At 66.7% G+C, this 18,149-nt stretch carries 16 protein-coding genes; 7 read left to right on the top strand and 9 right to left on the bottom strand.

Annotated elements, in window-relative coordinates; genetic code table 11:
• The first annotated feature begins 100 nt into the window (after window positions 1–100).
• Window positions 101–991, top strand: a complete 891-nt coding sequence (locus tag A7W11_RS02655) for an inositol monophosphatase family protein (RefSeq protein ID WP_066407507.1) — start codon at window positions 101–103, stop codon at window positions 989–991.
• Window positions 992–1,043: 52 nt separating this feature from the next.
• Here the strand turns inward: A7W11_RS02655 and A7W11_RS02650 are convergent, their stop codons facing one another.
• Window positions 1,044–2,738: an AMP-binding protein gene (locus A7W11_RS02650; protein ID WP_066407503.1), complete on the bottom strand. Its 1,695-nt coding sequence runs from the start codon at window positions 2,736–2,738 to the stop codon at window positions 1,044–1,046.
• 75 nt (window positions 2,739–2,813) lie between these two features.
• Between A7W11_RS02650 and A7W11_RS02645 the strand changes: the two genes are divergently transcribed.
• Entirely contained in the window at window positions 2,814–4,013 is a 1,200-nt protein-coding gene (locus tag A7W11_RS02645) for a M20 aminoacylase family protein (RefSeq protein ID WP_066407495.1), read from the top strand.
• 96 nt (window positions 4,014–4,109) lie between these two features.
• Here the strand turns inward: A7W11_RS02645 and A7W11_RS02640 are convergent, their stop codons facing one another.
• A complete protein-coding gene (locus A7W11_RS02640) occupies window positions 4,110–5,000 on the bottom strand; it encodes a LysR family transcriptional regulator (protein ID WP_066407492.1) in 891 nt (296 codons plus the stop codon).
• A 127-nt stretch (window positions 5,001–5,127) separates the two neighbouring features.
• Between A7W11_RS02640 and A7W11_RS02635 the strand changes: the two genes are divergently transcribed.
• The 3 genes from A7W11_RS02635 (at window position 5,128) to mgtE (ending at window position 8,190) form a co-directional block, all read left to right on the top strand.
• On the top strand, window positions 5,128–6,177 hold the full coding sequence (locus tag A7W11_RS02635; RefSeq protein WP_066407489.1) for a YeiH family protein: 1,050 nt from the start codon (window positions 5,128–5,130) through the stop codon (window positions 6,175–6,177).
• A gap of 122 nt (window positions 6,178–6,299) precedes the next feature.
• Window positions 6,300–6,710, top strand: coding sequence for an acyl-CoA thioesterase (locus A7W11_RS02630; RefSeq protein WP_066123511.1), 411 nt, complete (start codon window positions 6,300–6,302; stop codon window positions 6,708–6,710).
• Window positions 6,711–6,720: 10 nt separating this feature from the next.
• Window positions 6,721–8,190, top strand: a complete 1,470-nt coding sequence (gene mgtE, locus A7W11_RS02625) for a magnesium transporter (RefSeq protein ID WP_066407478.1) — start codon at window positions 6,721–6,723, stop codon at window positions 8,188–8,190.
• A gap of 88 nt (window positions 8,191–8,278) precedes the next feature.
• Here mgtE and A7W11_RS02620 read toward each other — a convergent pair whose 3' ends face one another.
• Both A7W11_RS02620 and A7W11_RS02615 read right to left on the bottom strand, forming a co-directional pair.
• On the bottom strand, window positions 8,279–8,899 hold the full coding sequence (locus A7W11_RS02620) for a gamma-glutamylcyclotransferase (RefSeq protein WP_066407473.1): 621 nt from the start codon (window positions 8,897–8,899) through the stop codon (window positions 8,279–8,281).
• A 159-nt stretch (window positions 8,900–9,058) separates the two neighbouring features.
• Window positions 9,059–9,517, bottom strand: coding sequence for an Lrp/AsnC family transcriptional regulator (locus A7W11_RS02615; protein WP_066407470.1), 459 nt, complete (start codon window positions 9,515–9,517; stop codon window positions 9,059–9,061).
• Between the two features lie 352 nt (window positions 9,518–9,869).
• Here A7W11_RS02615 and A7W11_RS02610 point away from each other — a divergent pair, with 352 nt between their 5' ends.
• Window positions 9,870–10,397, top strand: a complete 528-nt coding sequence (locus tag A7W11_RS02610; RefSeq protein WP_066407468.1) for a cysteine dioxygenase family protein — start codon at window positions 9,870–9,872, stop codon at window positions 10,395–10,397.
• A gap of 1 nt (window position 10,398) precedes the next feature.
• Here A7W11_RS02610 and A7W11_RS02605 read toward each other — a convergent pair whose 3' ends face one another.
• From A7W11_RS02605 to A7W11_RS02595, 3 genes are all read right to left on the bottom strand, one after another.
• Window positions 10,399–11,118, bottom strand: coding sequence for a VOC family protein (locus tag A7W11_RS02605; RefSeq protein WP_066407465.1), 720 nt, complete (start codon window positions 11,116–11,118; stop codon window positions 10,399–10,401).
• 17 nt (window positions 11,119–11,135) lie between these two features.
• Window positions 11,136–13,883 (bottom strand): preprotein translocase subunit SecA, encoded by a 2,748-nt coding sequence (secA, locus tag A7W11_RS02600; protein WP_066407463.1) that lies wholly within the window; start codon window positions 13,881–13,883, stop codon window positions 11,136–11,138.
• Between the two features lie 182 nt (window positions 13,884–14,065).
• Window positions 14,066–15,070: a M23 family metallopeptidase gene (locus A7W11_RS02595; protein WP_066408530.1), complete on the bottom strand. Its 1,005-nt coding sequence runs from the start codon at window positions 15,068–15,070 to the stop codon at window positions 14,066–14,068.
• 42 nt (window positions 15,071–15,112) lie between these two features.
• Between A7W11_RS02595 and A7W11_RS02590 the strand changes: the two genes are divergently transcribed.
• Entirely contained in the window at window positions 15,113–15,604 is a 492-nt protein-coding gene (locus tag A7W11_RS02590) for a flagellar hook-length control protein FliK (protein WP_066407461.1), read from the top strand.
• A 105-nt stretch (window positions 15,605–15,709) separates the two neighbouring features.
• On the opposite strand, the gene lpxC is transcribed toward A7W11_RS02590, so the two are convergent.
• Both lpxC and ftsZ read right to left on the bottom strand, forming a co-directional pair.
• Complete coding sequence (gene lpxC, locus A7W11_RS02585; RefSeq protein ID WP_066407459.1) at window positions 15,710–16,633, bottom strand: UDP-3-O-acyl-N-acetylglucosamine deacetylase; 924 nt, start codon at window positions 16,631–16,633, stop codon at window positions 15,710–15,712.
• A 242-nt stretch (window positions 16,634–16,875) separates the two neighbouring features.
• Window positions 16,876–18,069 carry a cell division protein FtsZ gene (gene ftsZ, locus A7W11_RS02580; RefSeq protein ID WP_066407456.1) on the bottom strand — a complete coding sequence of 398 codons (1,194 nt, stop codon included), beginning with the start codon at window positions 18,067–18,069 and terminating at the stop codon, window positions 16,876–16,878.
• Window positions 18,070–18,149: the final 80 nt, after the last annotated feature.

Here is an 18,149-nt window from a genome sequence, read left to right as displayed (position 1 = left end):
ATGATGACGGCGCGGCGGCCGTTGGCGCGACGCCACGACCCCGCGCGCATTTATCCCGGATCCGGCACGTCGCGCCGGACACGGGCTTACACTCGAAACCATGCAGACCGCCGACACCCACCCCGCCGCCACGCCCATCGACCTGGGCGCCGCCATCGACGCTGCCGTCAGCGCGGCGCACGCAGGCGCCGCCCTCCTGCAATCCTACGCCCACCATCGGGACGACCTGGTCATCGATCGCAAGGCGCGCAACGACCTGGTCTCGCAAGCCGACCGGGAAGCCGAGGAAGCCATCCTGGCGGTGCTGCAGGCCCGCACGCCCGGCTTCGGCATCGTCGCCGAAGAAACCGGCGGCGCGGTTTCCGGCCCGGCCACCTGGTACATCGATCCGCTGGACGGTACCACCAACTTCCTGCACGGCATCCCGCACTATGCCGTGTCGATCGCGCTGGTCGCGCATCCGGGCACCAAGCTCAAGCTGCCGGGCGACCAGGGCATCACGCAGGACACGCCCGTCATCGGCGTGGTCTACGACCCCTGCCGCGAAGAGCTCTTCACCGCGGTGTACGGCATCGGCTCGTGGCTGAACGGCCGCCGCATTTCGTGTTCGCGCACCGCCACGCTGGACGACGCGGTGGTGGCCACCGGTTTTCCGTTCCGCGACTTCTCGTTCGCCGGGCAGTACATGCCCATGCTGCACGACGCCATCAACCAGACGCGCGGCGTACGCCGCATGGGCGCGGCCGCGCTCGACCTGGCCTGGACGGCCTGCGGCCGCTACGATGGCTACTGGGAAATGGGCCTGGCTCCGTGGGACGTGGCCGCGGGCACCGTCATCCTGCGCGAAGCCGGCGGCGTCTGCACCGACATGCACCTGCGCGACCCGTGGCCCGTGGGCGGCCGCCTGGTGGCGGGCAATCCCAAAGTGCACCAGGCGCTGCAAGACATGGTGACGCCGCACCTGGACGCCACGTCGACGGCCTCGGCCTGAACCGGTTCACGCTGATCGCTCCCCGAACCGGAGCGATCAGCATGCGCGCGCATTACGCCGCGGCCGCCTGCTTCGGCTCTTCGGGCCGCAGTTCGCGCCGCAGGATCTTGCCCACGTTGGTCTTGGGCAGTTCGTTGCGGAACTCGACATGGCGCGGACGCTTGTAGCCCGTCAGCTTGTCCTGGCACCACTGCAGCAGCGCCTCCTCGGTCAGCGAGGCATCGCGCCGCACCACGAAGGCCTTCACGGATTCGCCCGAGTGCCCGTCCGGAATGCCGACCACCGCGCACTCCAGCACGCCGGGGTGCGACGACAGCACGGCCTCGACCTCGTTCGGATAGACCTTGAAGCCCGACACCGAGATCATGTCCTTCTTGCGGTCGACGATGCGGGTGTAGCCCGCGCTGTCCATGATGCCGATGTCGCCCGTGCGGAAATAGCCGTCCTGCGTCATCACCGCGCGCGTTTCCTCGGGCTTCTGCCAATAGCCCAGCATGACCTGCGGCCCGCGGATGCAGACCTCGCCACGCTCGCCCAGCGGCAGTTCCGCGCCCGCCTCGTCCAGGATGGCCACGTCGGTGGACGGCAGCGGCAAGCCGATCGAGCCGGTGTATTCGGTGGCATCGGTGCGGTTGACGGTCGCCACGGGCGAGGTCTCGGACAGGCCGTAGCCCTCGATCAACGGACGTCCCGTCAGCTTCAGCCAGCGCTCGGCCACCGAAGGCTGCACGGCCATGCCGCCGCCCAGCGTCAGGCGCAGGCCCGAAAAATCGAGCTTGGCGAACTCCGGGTTGTTGGCCAGCGCGTTGAACAGGGTGTTGACCCCAGGGAACACATTGACCGGCACCTTGCGCCAGGCCTGGATCAGCGCGGGCTGGTCGCGCGGGTTGATGATCAGCAAGTTGCGCATGCCGGCATGCATGCCGTACAGCCCGCACAGCATCATCGCGAACACGTGGTACAGCGGCAGCGCGCTGATGATGGTGAGCGGCGGGCCGGACAGGTCGCCCAGCGCGGGACGCGCCACTTCCTGCACCTGCAGCACATTGCTGACCAGGTTGCCGTGCGACAGCATCGCGCCCTTGGGGGTGCCGGTGGTGCCGCCCGTGTATTGCAGCACCGCCAGGTCGCTCATGCCGAGCGTGACGGGCGTGTAGGTTTCGCGCCCGCCATCCACCAGCACCTGCGGCAAACGCACTGCCCCGTCGATGTGCCATGCGGGAATCAGGCGCTTGACGTAGCGCGCCGCGAAGTTGATCAGCGGCGCCTTCAGGCCGCCCAGCAGATCGCCGGGCGCGGCGATGACCACGTGGCGCAGCGCGCCGCGGTCGCGCACGTTCTGCAGCGTGTGCGCGAAGTTCTCGAAGATCACGATGACTTCGGCGCCGCTGTCGCGCAGTTGATGGCCCAGTTCATCGGGCTTGTACAGCGGGTTGACGTTGACCACCACCATGCCGGCCCGCAACGCGCCCAGCATGGCGACCAGATAAGCCGGCACGTTGGGCATCATCAACGCGATGCGCGCGCCGCGCCCCAGCCCCAGCGATTGCAGCCAGGCGGCCAGCGCGCGCGCGTGCGTGTCGATCTCTGCGTAACGGATGTCGCTGCCCATCGAGGTGCAGGCGATGCGGTCGGCGTGACGCCGGCAAGCCTGGTCCAGCAGATCGGTGAGCGAGGTGTAGCCCTTCAGGGAAACTTCCGCGGAAACCCCTTCCGGATAATGGGCGAGCCAGGGACGTGACAACATGATGTTTTGCCTCCGTTCTTGTAGGATTTTGATTGATGATACCCTTGTGTCGGCCTTCTATCCCATGAGTCCATCATGAACCTGCTCGATCCCATCGTCACCTGGCAGCAGGATCTCGCCGTGTTGCGCCGCGACATCCACGCCCACCCCGAACTGTCCTTCGAAGAGTTCCGCACGGCCGACCTGGTGGCGGCCAAATTGCAGGAATGGGGTATCGAAATCGACCGCGGCCTGGGCGGCACCGGCGTGGTGGGCATCATCCGTGGCAACCTGCCCGGCGAGGGCACGGTGGGCCTGCGCGCCGACATGGACGCGCTGCCCATGCAAGAGGTCAACACCTTCGAACACGCCAGCCGGCACGCGGGCAAGATGCACGCGTGCGGCCACGACGGCCATACCGCCATGCTGATGGGCGCGGCGCGATACCTGTCCCAGTACCGCGATTTCGCGGGCACCGTATACGTGATTTTCCAGCCCGCCGAAGAAGGCGGCGGCGGCGCCAAGCGCATGATCGACGACGGCCTGTTCCAGCGCTTCCCGATGGAAGCCGTGTTCGGCATGCACAACTGGCCCGGGGTGCCGGCCGGCCACTTCGGCCTGACGTCCGGCCCCATCATGGCCTCGTCCAACGAGTTCCGCATCGTCATCCACGGCAAGGGCGCGCATGGCGGCATGCCGCACCTGGGCGTCGACCCCGTGATGACGGCGGTGCAACTGGCGCAATCGCTGCAGACCATCATCACGCGCAACCGCGATCCGCAGGATGCCGCCGTGCTCAGCATCACGCAGATCCACACGGGCAGCGCGGACAACGTGGTGCCCGACGTGGCCGAAATGCGTGGCACGGTGCGCACCTTCACGCTCGAAACGCTGGACCTGATCGAACGCCGCATGCGCGAGATCGCGCAGCACACCTGCGCCGCGCTCGACTGCACGATGGAGTTCGAGTTCGACCGCAACTATCCGCCGACCATCAACCATCCGGCGGAATCGGCGTTCTGCGCCGAAGTCATCCGCGACATCGTCGGCGCCGAGAACGTCAACGACCACGTCACGCCCACCATGGGCGCCGAAGACTTCGCCTTCATGCTGCAGGAACTGCCGGGCTGTTACGTGTGGATCGGCAACGGCGATGGCTCGCACCGCACCATCGGCCACGGCCTGGGACCGTGCATGCTGCACAACGGCAGCTACGACTTCAACGATGAAGTGCTGCCGCTGGGCGCCACGTATTGGGTGCGGCTGGCCACGCGCTGGCTGGCGCGCCCGCGCTGAGAAGCGGCATGGCGCGGCCGGCGCTGCCATGAGCGGCCATAACGCTGCGGCGCCCTCGTCCACCTGGACGACGAACACGCCACACAGAGGTGCTTCCTAAGCGTCCCTTTCTTCGAGCGCCAGGCAACTGTCCAGGAACTGGCGGGCCGCGCGCCCGGCAGTATCCGCGTGCGGCACCAGGATGCTCAGACGGCGCGTGAGCGCACGCGGTGCCACGCGCACCACGGCCAGCGAACCGTCTTCGTGGCGCATCGACATCACCGACACGAAGCCCACGCCCAGGCCGGCGCGCACGGCCTGCTTCACGCCTTCGACGCCGGCCAGTTCCAGCGCGGCCTCGGGATTGAGATCCGCGGCCGCGAAGGCCCGCTCCACCAACTGACGCACCCCGGAGCCCGGCTCGCGCATCACCAGCGGCCAGGCGGCCAGGTCGGGCAGCGTGGCAGCGGCCTGCTTTGCCAAGGCGTGATCCGCGCGCACCACGGCCACCACCTCGTCCTCGCGCCACGCGTGCACGGCAGTGCCTTCCGACAAACCCGCCGGCACGTCGCCCTCGATGAACGCCAGATCCAGTTCGGGCAGGCGCTCGACGATCTGCCGGGTGTTGCCATCGGACAGATGCAGGCCCACCGCGGGAAAGCGCTGGTGAAAACGCGCCACCAGTCCGGGCAACAGATAGCTGGCGGGCGTGGTGCTGGCCCCCAGCCGCAAGACCCCGGCATCCAGGCCCCGCCAGGCATCGCGCTCGGCCTGGGCCCGCAGATAGATCTGCCGCAACAGCCGGGCCTGCTCGGCCAGGCGCTCGCCGGCGGCCGTCAGCGCGATGCCGTGGCCCTGGCGGCGGTATAGCGGCTCGCCGAACCAGTCCTGCAAGGCGCGCAACTGGCCCGAGACGGCCGGCTGCGACAGATGCAGCAGGCCGGCGGCGCGGCTGATGTTGCCGGTGTCGGCCACGCAGGCGAAGGTAAGTAACTGGTCTGGGGTCATGGCAAAAATGACAGAAAACGACGATATCCGGATTTCAGATATTAGCTATCCGGAATAACCATTTTTCAGATAATAGCGCGGACTTTAATATTTCCATAAGTAATTTGAATATAAGCAAAACCAGTTCATGGACGCCTCGCTCCCCCTTCCCACGCCCACCCCCTGGCGCGACAAACTCAACGGTGTGCTGTTCGTGGCCCTGATGGCCGGCGCCGTCGTGCAACTGGCCGACCTGCCCGCCATCCGCAGCCTGGGCTTCTCGCCCCTGGTCGTCGGCATCGTCTGCGGCATGTTGTACGGCAACTTCCTGCGCGGCACCATGCCCGCCGAATGGGGCGCCGGGGTGAACTTCACTGCGCGGCGCCTGCTGCGCATCGCCGTGGCGTTCTACGGCCTGAACATCAGCATCCAGCAGATCGTGGCCGTCGGCCTGCCGGGCCTGGCCGTGTCGGTGGCCGTGGTGCTGGGTACGCTGGCGATCGGGGCCTTCGTGGGCCAGCGCCTGCTGGGCCTGGACCGCGACACCGCCCTGCTGACCTCGGCCGGCAGCGCCATCTGCGGCGCCGCCGCCGTGCTGGCCTTCGAGCCCACCCTGCGCGCCGCCCCGCACAAAAGCGCCGTGGCCGTGGCCACCGTGGTGCTGTTCGGCACCCTGTCCATGTTCCTGTACCCGGTGTTCTATCACGCCGGCTGGCTGCCGTTCGACACCCAGGCGCTGGGCATCTACATCGGCGGCACCGTGCACGAGGTCGCGCAGGTCGTGGGCGCCGCCAGCAACATCGATCCGGCCACCACCGAAGTCGCCACCATCGTGAAGATGACCCGCGTGGCATTGCTGGTGCCCGTGCTGCTGGCGCTGGGCCTGTGGCTGCGCAGCCGCTCCAGCGGCGAGGCCGACGGCGAAAGCCGCGGCAAGGGCAAGCTGCCGATACCCTGGTTCGCCATCGGCTTCCTGGCGCTGGCCATCGTCAACTCGCTGAACGTGTTGCCGCCCGATGCCGTCACCGCGATCCGCAAGCTGGACATCTTCGCCCTGACCATGGCCATGACGGCGCTGGGCATCGAGACCCGCTTCGCGCAGATCCGCAAGGCCGGCCCCCGCGTGCTGGCGCTGGGCGCGGTGCTGTATGCCTGGCTGCTGTTCGGCGGCTACGCCATTGTCAAGATGGCGGCCTGAACGGCGCCCGTTCGACGCTGACGGCAAGCCGACATATCCTGTAGAAAACACGGTGTGCACTACCGCACCGTGTTCACGTTTTTCCTGCATAATCGACCGGTTCCCGCTCCGGAGCCGGCCGCATGACGTCCCCCGCAAAACACTCCCTGATCCGGCTGCCGGAAGGCCGCGACCCCGTCCTGCGCGTCATGCCCATGCCGGCCGACGCCAACATCCATGGCGACGTCTTCGGCGGCTGGATCATGGCCCAGGTCGACATCGCCGGGTCCATCCCCGCGGCGCGCCGCGCCGCCGGCCGGGTCGCCACCGTGGCCGTCAACGCCTTCCAGTTCAAGCAGCCCGTCTTCGTCGGCGATCTGCTCAGTTTCTACGCTTCCATCGTAAAAACCGGTTCCACCTCCATCACCGTATCGGTCGAGGTCTATGCCGAGCGCCAGCGCCTGGACGCCGAAGTCGTCAAGGTGACCGAAGCCACCCTCACCTACGTCGCCACCGACGAAGCCCGCCGCAGCCGCCCCCTGCCCACGATCTGAAGCAACCCGCATGACCGAAACCGTCGCGCAGAAACCGGCCGCCGCCCCTCGCCGGCTCGACCCCGAAGACGCCCAGCACGCCCTGGCCGCGGTACAGGAATGCCTGCGCCGCCAGATGCTGGTCGAGCACCTGGTGCACCGCCAGGAGCAAGGCGACGCCAAGGCCACGCTGGTCGAAGATCTCGTGCATCGCCAGCACACCGCCGAACTGAAGGCGCTGGTCGATGACCTGCATCCGGCGGACATCGCGTTCATCCTGGAATCGCTGCCCAAGGAAGAACGCCAACTGGTGTGGAACCTGGTCAGTTCCGAGCACGACGCGGACGTGCTGCTCGAGGTCGAGGACTGGGTCCGGGAATCGCTGATCGAGGCGATGGACCGGCAAGACCTGGTCAAGGCCACCGGCAACATGGATGCCGACGAGCTGGCCGACCTGGCGCCCGACCTGCCGCCCGACGTGGTGGCCGAGGTGCAGAAGGGCCTGACCGAGGAAGAGCGCGCGCAACTGCTCGAAGCCATGGGCTACCCCGAGGACAGCGTCGGCGCCATCATGGACTTCGAAATGGTCCGGGTGCGCGAAGACGTCACCCTCGAGGTCGTGCTGCGCTACCTGCGCCGCCTGCACGAGCTGCCCGACCATACCGACCAGATCTTCGTGGTCGACCGCCAGGACAAGCTGCAGGGCGTGCTGCCGATCTCGGTGCTGCTGGTCACCGACCCCGACTCCGAAGTGCATGGCGTGATGAACACCGATTTCCTCACGCTGAACCCGCTGGACTCCGACGCCGACGCGGCCGGCGCCTTCGAACGCTACGACCTGGTGTCGGCGCCCGTGATCGACGACCAGGGCCGCCTCATCGGCCGCGTCACCATCGCCGACGTCGTGGACGTGATGCGCGAAGACTCGCAGGAGCAGGCCCTGTCGCGCGCCGGTCTGCAGGAAGAAGACATCTTCGCCCCCATGTTCAGCGCGCTGCGCAACCGCGCGCCCTGGCTGATGTTCAACATCTGTACGGCCGCCACGGCCTCGTTCGTGGCCTCGCAGTTCGAGGACACCGTCAGCCACATCGTGGTGCTGGCCTTCCTGATGTCCATCGTCGCCGGCATCGGCGGCAACTCGGGCAACCAGACCATGACGATGATCATCCGCGCCCTGGCCATGGGCCGCATCACCGGCCGCAACCTGTGGCCGCTGGTCAAGCGCGAAATGACCATCACCCTGATGGTCGGCCTGTGCGGCAGCCTGATGGCCGCGCTGTTCGCCTGGATCATCTCGCGCTCGTTCGCGGTGGCCTTCGTGATGATGGCGGCCATGATCTGCAACATGCTGGTGGGCGCGGGCATCGGCGTGCTGGTGCCGATGCTGCGCGCGCGCTTCGGCCGCGACCCCGCCATCGGCTCCTCGGTGCTGCTCACCTTCGCCACCGACTCGCTGGGGTTCTTCATCTTCCTGGGGCTGGCGACGATATTCCTGCTGTAGACCGACGCCGCGCGTGCCGCTCCGGTCACGCCCCCGAAAAGAGCCAGGGCCCGCGGTTTGCGGGCCCTGCGTTCTTGAAGGCGGTGATTCAGGCGGCCGCAGGCTGCCACGCGCCCCCGAGCTTGCGCACCAGCTCTCCGAGGCGGCCATCGTCGATGCCGCACGCCCGCAGCGCCCGATCGGTCTCGATGACGTAATCCAGGCAGGCGCCCGACTGGCCCACGGCGCGGCGCACCGAGGCCATCAGGTGATCTTCGCTGATCTCGCCGGCATAGTGGCTGCATCCCCGATTGAGCAGGAACACCAGCCCGCGCACCGGGCCGGCCTCGGTCGAACAGGCCAGCCAGCGCGGCACGTAGGCGCCGTTGGGCATTTCGCGCTGCCACAGTGCATGAAAGATAGGCACGACGTCGGCCGCGGGCACCCGGAAAGCCACGCCCCGGCAGCAACCGCCTCGATCCAGGCCGAACACCAGGCCCGGCGCATCAGGCGAGCCGCGATGGTCATGCGACCAGAGGCACAGGGAACGGTGATAGCCGCGCACAGTGGCCAGGCGCCGTTCCAACCAGGCGAAACCGGGTCGCCAGATCAGCGACCCGTAGCCGAACACCCAGATGTCGTCGATACCGTTCCAATCCGCCAGCAGCGCCTCGACCGACGACGACGCGCACACTGTGCCGCTGCATGCGGCTGCCACTTCCGACGACATGATCCTGCCTGGACCCCGTACCAGAAAACAATGTCGGTAATGCTACGCCTGTCGGCGGGGAAAAAGATTGCGGGATAAGCCCCTGTGGCGCGGACCCGACGCAAGGGAAGCGCGGCAGACCCGGTCAATCGGAAAAAATTTTCCTGATGGCAGGCCTGCTCAGGCGATGTTCAGCGGCAACTCGGTGGTGCTCTTGATGACTTCCATCGAAAAGCTGGCGCTGACGTCCAGCAGATCCACCGTCTCGATCAGGCGCCGGTAGAAACGGTCGTAGGCCGCCATGTCCTCGACCACGACCTTGAGCAGATAGTCGATGTCTCCCGCCATGCGGTGGAATTCGACCACGTTGGGCAGGGAGGTCACGGCGCCGACCAGGCTCTGCGTCCATTTGGCGTTGTGCTGGCTGGTCTTGATCGTGACGAACACGGTCAGGTTCAGCCCCAGCGCCTTGGGTGCGAGCAGCACCGTATGCTGGGCGATGACACCGTCGTCCTTCAGCTTCTGGATACGGCGCCAGCACGGCGTGACGGAGAGATTCACCTGCTCGGCGATGTCCGCGACCGAGCAGGTGGCGTCCTTCTGCAGCAGCCTGAGTATTTTTAGATCCGTCTGGTCCACAGTTTTTCCTTGAAAGGCAACGCCCGGTATGCGCTGGCGGAATGGCGGCGACGGCCCTGCCGCATGACTGCGGTCCGTGCGGGCGTCATCTTGCCCTTTCCATGAATCCGCGTCCACCGCACTTTGGCCGACCGCTGCCGCGCCATGCCGGGTCAATCCGCGCCTGCCGGCACGTAATTGGCGTGATTCAAACACGTTCCGCGGGCCAAAAACGCCGCAGAAGGCCGGAAGAGGAAATTTTTTCCAATCCCGGGCCGCATCGCCCCGGATTACGCAAAGCCATTCCCGCCTTGGGGGCATAGCATGAGAGGCATCCGGCGGCGTTGCGCCACCACTGCTTTCGACTTCTTCCATGCCCTTGTCCGCCACTCCCGCCCCGTTGCAAGCCCTGTGCGCCTCGGTCGAGTCCGCCCAGCGCAAAGCTGCGCAGTCGCTGCTGCACGAGCTGAACGCCAGCGTGGCGGACGCCGGCGAAGACGCGCTGGCCGGCCTGCCCGACGCGTTGCGCCAGGGCTGTCCGGAACGCTACACGCGCCATGTGGCCTATGCCGACCTGCACGGCAGCTTCACCATCGTGTATCTGATCTGGCGCCCCGGGCAATTCAGCCCCGTGCACGGCCACAAGACCTGGTGCACCTATCGCGTGCTGCAAGGCGAACTGTCGGAAACGCATTACCGTTGGGATCCCGCCAGCCAGCAGGCCGAGGCCTGCGGCCAGGCGGTACGCCACGCAGGCGATATCGTCACGGCCTCACCCGGCCTGCAACAGATCCATCGCCTGGGCAACGCCAGCGACGCGGTCGCGATATCCCTGCATATCTATGGCGTGGCCGAGGCGGACATCGCCAGCGGCGTGAACCACCTGGTGCAAACCGCCTGACTTACAGCCCGGTATCCAGCGTGTAGTGCGCGCCGCTGCGGTTGGCCAGCGTCAGCGTGGACAACGCCGGCGTGAGAGCGGCATCGTCCTGCGCCACGTGCAGCTTGAGATTGCCCAGTTGCAGATCCCAGCCCCCGGCGACCGGCTCCGTCGGCACGTCCACCACACGGGCCAGTTGCCTGGCCACTTGTTCGGCCTGCGCCGCGCGGGCATCGATGCGATGGATGGCCTGCGCGCCGTTGGGGTGGTCCATCAGGGATGGCACCCATACGCACTCGGGCGTGAGATGCCGGCAGAAATACATGCGGATGCCGGGAATCGGCTGCTGCGCGAACCGCACGGTATGGAACCGCGCCTGCACGATTTCGCCATCGAGCTGGGCCGGCCGCGTGAGCTCCTGGACCGGATTGACGGCGAGGCCCGCCGCCAGCAACCGCTGATACGTGGCCTCGGCATCGTAGGTGCGGAACACCAGGGCTTCGAGCCCGAACGGCGAGTCGGCGATTTCCTTGCGGGCGGGCGGCGCGCCGGGGGGCCAGCCCAGCAGCTCGACGTAGGTGCCCTCCAGCGCGATCAGCCGGTTGCAGGATCCCAGGTTGTGCACCGAGGTCTCGCTGAGCAGGAAACCTTGGCGCTCGTAGTGCGGCGCCAGTTCCTGCAGGCGATCACGCACCATGATGACGGCATGATCGAACTCGGTTCGTCCCACGGCGTGCAGCATGGCGGCGTCTCCGTCTATCAGGTCAGTTGACCGTGGCACTGCTTGTACTTCTTGCCGCTGCCGCAAGGGCACGGATCGTTGCGTCCCACCTTCGGCACGACGTTGCGTGCGGGCGCAGCAGCGAGCGCAGCAGCGGGCGCAGCAGCGTTGGCGTTGGCCAGCGCCTCGTCGTAGTCGGAGTGGTGGTACTGCACGTTCTGCATGTGCGACGGCTCGGCTTCGGCCGCCTGCTCGACCTGTTCGGGCGACTGCACCCGCACGGTCATCAGCACGCGGACGACGTCGGTCCGGATACGGTCGAGCATGCCCGAGAACAGCTCGAAGGCCTCGCGCTTGTATTCCTGCTTGGGGTTCTTCTGCGCATAGCCGCGCAGATGGATGCCCTGGCGCAGGTAATCCAGCGACGAGAGGTGTTCACGCCAATGCGTGTCGATCGACTGCAGCATGATCGAACGTTCGAACTGGCCCCAGGATTCGGGGCCCACCAGCGCAACCTTGCCGGCATATGCGGCGCGTGCGGCTTCGATCACGCGCTCCAGCAATTCCTCGTCGGTCAGGTTGGGTTCCTGCTCGACCATGTCCAGCAGCGGCAGCTCGAGATTCCAGTCGCCTGCCAGCGCCTGCTGCAGGCCGGCCACGTCCCATTGCTCCTCGACCGATTCGGCCGGGATGAAGGCGCGGAACAGTTCGGTCGCCGCGCCGTCGATCAGGCTTTCGACCGTGGAGCCGATGGTCGATGCTTCGAGCACGTCGTTGCGCTGGCTGTACAGCACCTTGCGCTGGTCGTTCGAGACGTCGTCGTACTCGAGCAGTTGCTTGCGGATGTCGAAGTTGCGGCCTTCGACCTTGCGCTGCGCGGTCTCGATGGAGCGCGTCACCATGCCCGCCTCGATGGGCTCGCCCTCGGGCAGCTTCAGGCGCTCCATGATGCCGCGCACGCGGTCACCCGCGAAGATGCGCATCAGCGAGTCTTCCAGCGACAGGTAGAAGCGCGAGGATCCCGGATCGCCCTGGCGGCCGGCACGGCCACGCAACTGGTTGTCGATACGGCGCGATTCGTGGCGTTCGGTGCCGATGATGCGCAGGCCGCCAGCGGCCTTGACCTGCTCGTTCAGCGGCTTCCAGTCGGCGCGCACTTTGGCGATGCGGGCTTCGCGCTCGGCTTCGGACAGCGACTCATCGGCGCGGATCAGCGCCACCTGCTTGTCGACGCTGCCGCCCAGCACGATGTCGGTGCCGCGGCCCGCCATGTTGGTGGCGATGGTGATGTGGCCAGGCTTGCCGGCCTCGGCCACGATCTCGGCTTCGCGGGCATGCTGCTTGGCGTTCAGCACTTCGTGCGGCAGGCGCGCCTTGTTCAGCAGGCCGGCCAGCAGTTCCGAGTTCTCGATGCTGGTGGTGCCCACCAGCACGGGCTGGCCGCGCTGATGGCAATCGCGGATGTCTTCGAGGATGGCGTTGTATTTTTCTTGCGCCGTCTTGAAGACCTGGTCGTTCTGATCCTTGCGGATCATGGGACGGTTGGTCGGGATCAGCATCGTTTCCAGGCTGTAGATTTCCTGGAATTCGTAGGCTTCGGTGTCGGCCGTACCCGTCATGCCCGACAGCTTGTCGTACATGCGGAAGTAGTTCTGGAAGGTGATCGACGCCAGCGTCTGGTTCTCGTGCTGGATGCGCGCGCCTTCCTTGGCTTCCACGGCCTGGTGCAGGCCGTCGGACCAGCGGCGGCCCACCATCAGGCGGCCGGTGAATTCGTCGACGATGATGACTTCGCCGTCCTGCACCACGTACTGCTGGTCGCGGAAGAACAGCGTGTGGGCGCGCAGGGCCACCATCATGTGGTGCATCAGCGCGATGTGGCGCGGATCGTACAGCGACTCGCCCGGGGGCAGCAGGCCCACGCGCGACAGGATTTCCTCGGCGTGCACGTGCCCGGCTTCGGACATGTGCACCTGCTGGCTCTTCTCGTCGACCCAGTAGTCGCCTTCCGGTTCGGGCTCGTGCGGCTTGGGCTCGGATGCCATGCGCGTCAGCAGCGGCGGCACCGTGTTCATGCGGACGTACAGCTCGGTATGGTCTTCCGCCTGGCCCGAGATGATCAGCGGGGTACGGGCCTCGTCGATCAGGATCGAGTCGACTTCGTCGACGATGGCGTACGACAGGCCGCGCTGGCGGCGGTCTTCCGCGCGGTACTCCATGTTGTCGCGCAGGTAGTCGAAACCGAACTCGTTGTTGGTGCCGTAGGTGATGTCGGCCTTGTAGGCCGCGATCTTCTCTTCGTTGGCCTGCTGCGGCACGACCACCCCGGTGGTCAGGCCCAGGAAGCCGTACAGGCGGCCCATGCTTTCGGCGTCGCGGCGGGCCAGGTAGTCGTTGACCGTGACCACGTGCACGCCGCGGCCGGACAGCGCGTTCAGGTACACGGGCAGCGTGGCCATCAGCGTCTTGCCTTCGCCCGTGCGCATTTCGGCGATCTTGCCGTTGTGCAGCGCGATGCCGCCCAGCAGCTGGACGTCGAAGTGGCGCATGCCGAACACGCGCTTGCCCGCCTCGCGCACCACGGCGAAGGCCTCGGGCAGCAGGTCATCCAGCGACGAACCCTGCTGGACGCGGTTACGGAACTCCTGCGTCTTGGCGGCGAGTTCTTCGTCGGAGAGAGCAGAGATCTTCGGCTCCAGGCCGTTGATCTGGTTGACCAGCTTGCGGTACTGCTTGAGCAGCCGGTCGTTGCGGCTGCCTATGAGTTTTTTGAGCAGAGAAACCATGCTTGTCGTCGTCGGCACGGACGGCGGCCGCGCCAAGGGGCACTGGCCGACGCCTCATGTCTTGTATGAGCGTGCGGTTGAGCGGGACGGACCCCGCCGGGAAACGATCGAGTGTAACGCACCTGGGTGTTGATGACCTGCAACAAACCAGCCCAGGAACGGCCGTGTGGGCCGTACGCGCCTCAGCGCGCGACGGGCGTGGCAGGCGGGGCGGTGGACGAGGCCGAACCGGAGGCGGTGGCCTGTGCGACGGCCGGCGGGACCGTGCGGGGTGCGCCCAGGAACAGGCGCGGATCGAGGGGTTGGCCGGCCAGCCGCACCTCGAAGTGCAGATGCGAGCCGGTGGATCGGCCGGTGGAACCGACGCGGGCCACTTCCTGGCCGCGTTCGACCAGATCGCCCTGCTTCACCGTCAGGCTGGAGGCATGGGCGTAACGGGTGACGAGGCCATCGCCATGGTCGATCTCGACCATGTTGCCGTAGCCCTGCCGGAAACCGGCTTCGAGCACGACCCCCCCGGCCGCGGCCAGGATGGGCGTGCCGGTGGGCGCGGCGAAATCCAGGCCCTCGTGCATCGCGTAGCGCCCGGTGAAGGGATCGGTGCGCCAGCCATAGGAGGAGCTGAGATAGGGAAAATCGACGACCGGCGACGTGGTCGGCAGGCGGGCCTGGTCGGCCGAGCGGCGGGTAAGCGCCACGTCCAGCATGCGCAACGTGTCGGACTGCTGCGTCATGCGCTCCTGCAGTTCGTCCAGTTGGCGGCCCAGCGCCTCGGCCGATTCGACATTGGGCGGCTGGCGGTCGGTGAACAGTTCGTCCATGACCTCGGAGGCCTGGGCGTGGGCGGGAATCGTGGACGCCAGGGCCAGTTCGGGATCGGTATACGCCACGCCGGCCACTTCGGCCACGCGCTTGCCCATGCCGTCGATGCTGGCCAGACGGGCCTGCAGGGTGCCGACCTTGGCGGCCAGCATGTTGACGGTGTCGCGCAGGAACGCCGCTTCGCGCTCGGGATGCGGCGTGCCGGCATAGTCGGGCATGCCGCTGGAGGTGACCGTGGACTGCGCCAGATAGCGTTGCAGGGAAGCCCCGAAGACCGCCGCGGCGACCAGCAGCACGCCCAGGATGGCGGCCAGACGGACGCCTTCCAGGATGAGATGCCCGTTGTGTTCGCCCCGGGCGTGCATAATCACGATCTTCAAGGTTTGTATCCTGTAATTCGAGCCGGCATGGTCAGACCTGCCTCACCCCCTTCGCGTTCCCGGCCCAGCCGCCGCTCTGGCGAAACCGCCCTGGGCTGGCTGGGTTCGGACACCCGCGGCGCTGGCGTACTGGCCACGGCGCGCGTGCACCTACAGATCCAGCATGCCGTGGCGGCGATCCTGCCGCCCGGCCTGGGCGCGGTGTGCGTGGTCGCCAAGCTGGAAAGCCAGCGCCTGTACCTGGCCGTTCCCGGCCCGGCGCATGCCGCCAAGCTGCGTCAGCTGGCGCCGCGCATCGCGCAGACACTGTCCGCACAAGGCTGGAACCTTAACGAAATAAACGTGAAGGTTCAAGCCGGCATGCCCCGTCCTGGTGCAAAAGCGCCCCGCCCGCCCAAGCTGGCACAGCCGCTGGCGTCGTCCGCGCTGGACGCTTTCGAACAACTGGGACAGACCGTGCGCCCCGGGCCGCTGGCCGACGCCATCGCCCGCCTGCTGCGGCATCATAAGGAAAAATAGCGCGGCGGCCCATGACGGAAGTACCGGGCCTTTTGCCATGCCGCGTACGAAAGGAATGGCGCGGAACACCGCGCCAGGATCAATGCAAGCCCGCGCCGACCGGCGTCAGGCCAGTTGCCACTCGTGGCGGAACGCCTGCGGCGCGTCGGCCTGCGATTCGTAGCTGACCAGTTCCCAGGCGTCTTGCTGGGCCAGCAGCGCGCGCGCCAGCTGGTTGTTCAGGCCGTGGCCCGATTTGGAGGCCACGTAACGCGCCACCAGCGGCTTGCCCAGCAGGTACAGGTCGCCGATGGCATCCAGGATCTTGTGCTTGACGAATTCGTCGTCGTAGCGAAGGCCGTCGCTGTTGAGAACGCGGTATTCGTCCATGACGATGGCGTTGTCCAGGCTGCCGCCACGGGCCAGACCCATGGAGCGCAGCGCCTCGACTTCGTTGACGAAGCCGAAGGTACGGGCACGGGCGATCTCGCGCACGTAGGAATGCGTGGCGAAGTCGATTTCGGCGAAGTTTGCCGTGGAATCGATCGCGGGATGGCGGAAATCGATGGAGAACGCCAGCGAGTAGCCTTCGTGCGGCTCCAGGCGGGCCCACTTCTCGGTGCGGCCCTCGCCTTCGCGGATCTCGACGGGCTTCAACACCCGGATGAAGCGCTTGGGCGCGTTCTGTTCGACGATGCCCGCCGAGCGCAGCAGGTACACGAACGTGGCGGCGCTGCCGTCCATGATCGGGACTTCTTCGGCGGTGAGGTCGATATGCAGGTTGTCGATGCCCAGGCCGGCCAGCGCCGACATCAGGTGCTCGACCGTGGAGACACGCACGTTGCCTTGCTGCAGCACCGAGGCCATGCGCGTATCGCCGACCGCATCCGCACGTGCCGGAAGGTCGACCACCTGGGGCAGGTCGACGCGGTGGAACACGATGCCGGTATTGGCTTCGGCAGGACGCAGGGTGAGCTCGACCCGGCGACCCGAGTGGACGCCCACACCGGTCGTGCGAACGAGATTCTGGATGCTGCGCTGTCGGAACATGTCTTATGAGATCAACTAGGCTCGCTTCCCGCAATGCAGCAGGGTAGCCAGCAAGAGACAAACATTGTAACCCGGGAGAACCACCCCTGCCATTTGTCTGTAATACGACGAAATGGTTTCAGCGAGTGATGCGGCCCTGTTTTATTTTTCTGGCAGCTCCGCGCCCGGCCCGCCTCGGGAAGGCGGACCGGAGCTGAGGGAGGTACTACTTTAGCCCGGAAGGGCCTCGGCGGGGAGCCGGATCAGTCAGCCTGCTTGCGCAGGAAAGCCGGGATGTCGAAGTGATCCATGCCCGAGCTTTCCAGCGCGCGCACCTGGGCCGACGCCTGGCTGCGCGGGTTGCGCATGACCGAAGGCATGTCCAGGTTGCGGTAGTCGCCGCCTTGCTGGCCGGCCGCGGCCATCATGCCTGCCAGCGGCAGGTTGTCCGTGCCGGTGCGCAGGGCTTCTTCGGTGCTCTGGACCAGTTGCGGACGAGCGACGGCGCGGCCCAGGCCCGTGGCGACCACGGTCACGCGCAGCGATTCGCCCATCGTTTCGTCATAGGCGGTGCCGAAGATCACGGTGGCGTCGTCCGAAGCGTAGCTGCGGATCGTTTCCATGATTTCGCGCGTTTCGCGCATCTTCAGCGAGCGGCTGGCGGTGATGTTGACCAGCACGCCGCGCGCGCCGTTCAGATCCACGCCTTCCAGCAGCGGGCAAGCGATGGCCTTTTCGGCGGCCACGCGGGCGCGGTCGGCGCCCGAAGCGGTCGCCGTGCCCATCATGGCCTGCCCCTGCTCGCCCATGATCGTCTTGACGTCTTCGAAGTCGACGTTGACGTTGCCTTCGACATTGATGATTTCGGCGATGCCCGCGCAAGCGTTGTGCAGGATGTCGTCGGCGGACTTGAAGCAGTCTTCCTGCGTCGCGTCCTCGTCCATCAGTTCGTACAGGTTCTCGTTCAGCACGACGATCAGCGAATGGACGTGCTTGCCCAGTTCGTTGATGCCGTCCTCGGCCATCTTCAGGCGCTTGTTGCCTTCGAACGTGAAGGGCTTGGTGACCACGCCCACCGTCAGGATGCCCAGTTCCTTGGCCACTTCCGCGACCACGGGACCGGCGCCCGTCCCCGTACCGCCGCCCATGCCGGCAGTGATGAACACCATGTGAGCGCCGTTCAGGGCCGAACGGATCTCTTCGCGCGCCGTCTCGGCGGCGGCGCGGCCCTGCTCGGGCTTGGCGCCGGCGCCCAGGCCGGTGCGGCCCAGACGGATCTGCACGGGCGCGTTGGTCGCGGCCAGTGCCTGCGCATCGGTGTTGGCGCAGATGAAATCCACGCCGCTCACGCCGCTGCGAATCATGTGCGCCACGGCATTGCCGCCGGCGCCTCCGACACCAACGACCTTTATCACGGTCCCTTTGGTATTGGTCTCAAGCATCTCGAAATTCATCATGATGACTCCCTCACAAGTCAGAATTGCAAATCACAAAATTCCCGATTACTGCCTTTTTTTGTGAATCGCCTCAAAGCAGA

It is taken from the genome of Bordetella ansorpii (genome assembly GCF_900078315.1).
GTDB lineage: Bacteria > Pseudomonadota > Gammaproteobacteria > Burkholderiales > Burkholderiaceae_B > Bordetella > Bordetella ansorpii.
This window is presented reverse-complemented; position numbering and strand designations above follow the sequence as displayed.

Bases quoted from the DNA above. Each gene is read 5' to 3' on its own strand.
- A7W11_RS02655 (WP_066407507.1), top strand. From the start codon at position 101: ATGCAGACCGCCGACACCCACCCCGCCGCCACGCCCATCGACCTGGGC.
- A7W11_RS02650 (WP_066407503.1), bottom strand. From the start codon at position 2,738: ATGTTGTCACGTCCCTGGCTCGCCCATTATCCGGAAGGGGTTTCCGCG.
- A7W11_RS02645 (WP_066407495.1), top strand. From the start codon at position 2,814: ATGAACCTGCTCGATCCCATCGTCACCTGGCAGCAGGATCTCGCCGTG.
- A7W11_RS02640 (WP_066407492.1), bottom strand. From the start codon at position 5,000: ATGACCCCAGACCAGTTACTTACCTTCGCCTGCGTGGCCGACACCGGC.
- A7W11_RS02635 (WP_066407489.1), top strand. From the start codon at position 5,128: ATGGACGCCTCGCTCCCCCTTCCCACGCCCACCCCCTGGCGCGACAAA.
- A7W11_RS02630 (WP_066123511.1), top strand. From the start codon at position 6,300: ATGACGTCCCCCGCAAAACACTCCCTGATCCGGCTGCCGGAAGGCCGC.
- mgtE (WP_066407478.1), top strand. From the start codon at position 6,721: ATGACCGAAACCGTCGCGCAGAAACCGGCCGCCGCCCCTCGCCGGCTC.
- A7W11_RS02620 (WP_066407473.1), bottom strand. From the start codon at position 8,899: ATGTCGTCGGAAGTGGCAGCCGCATGCAGCGGCACAGTGTGCGCGTCG.
- A7W11_RS02610 (WP_066407468.1), top strand. From the start codon at position 9,870: ATGCCCTTGTCCGCCACTCCCGCCCCGTTGCAAGCCCTGTGCGCCTCG.
- A7W11_RS02605 (WP_066407465.1), bottom strand. From the start codon at position 11,118: ATGCTGCACGCCGTGGGACGAACCGAGTTCGATCATGCCGTCATCATG.
- secA (WP_066407463.1), bottom strand. From the start codon at position 13,883: ATGGTTTCTCTGCTCAAAAAACTCATAGGCAGCCGCAACGACCGGCTG.
- A7W11_RS02595 (WP_066408530.1), bottom strand. From the start codon at position 15,070: ATGCACGCCCGGGGCGAACACAACGGGCATCTCATCCTGGAAGGCGTC.
- A7W11_RS02590 (WP_066407461.1), top strand. From the start codon at position 15,113: ATGGTCAGACCTGCCTCACCCCCTTCGCGTTCCCGGCCCAGCCGCCGC.
- lpxC (WP_066407459.1), bottom strand. From the start codon at position 16,633: ATGTTCCGACAGCGCAGCATCCAGAATCTCGTTCGCACGACCGGTGTG.
- ftsZ (WP_066407456.1), bottom strand. From the start codon at position 18,069: ATGATGAATTTCGAGATGCTTGAGACCAATACCAAAGGGACCGTGATA.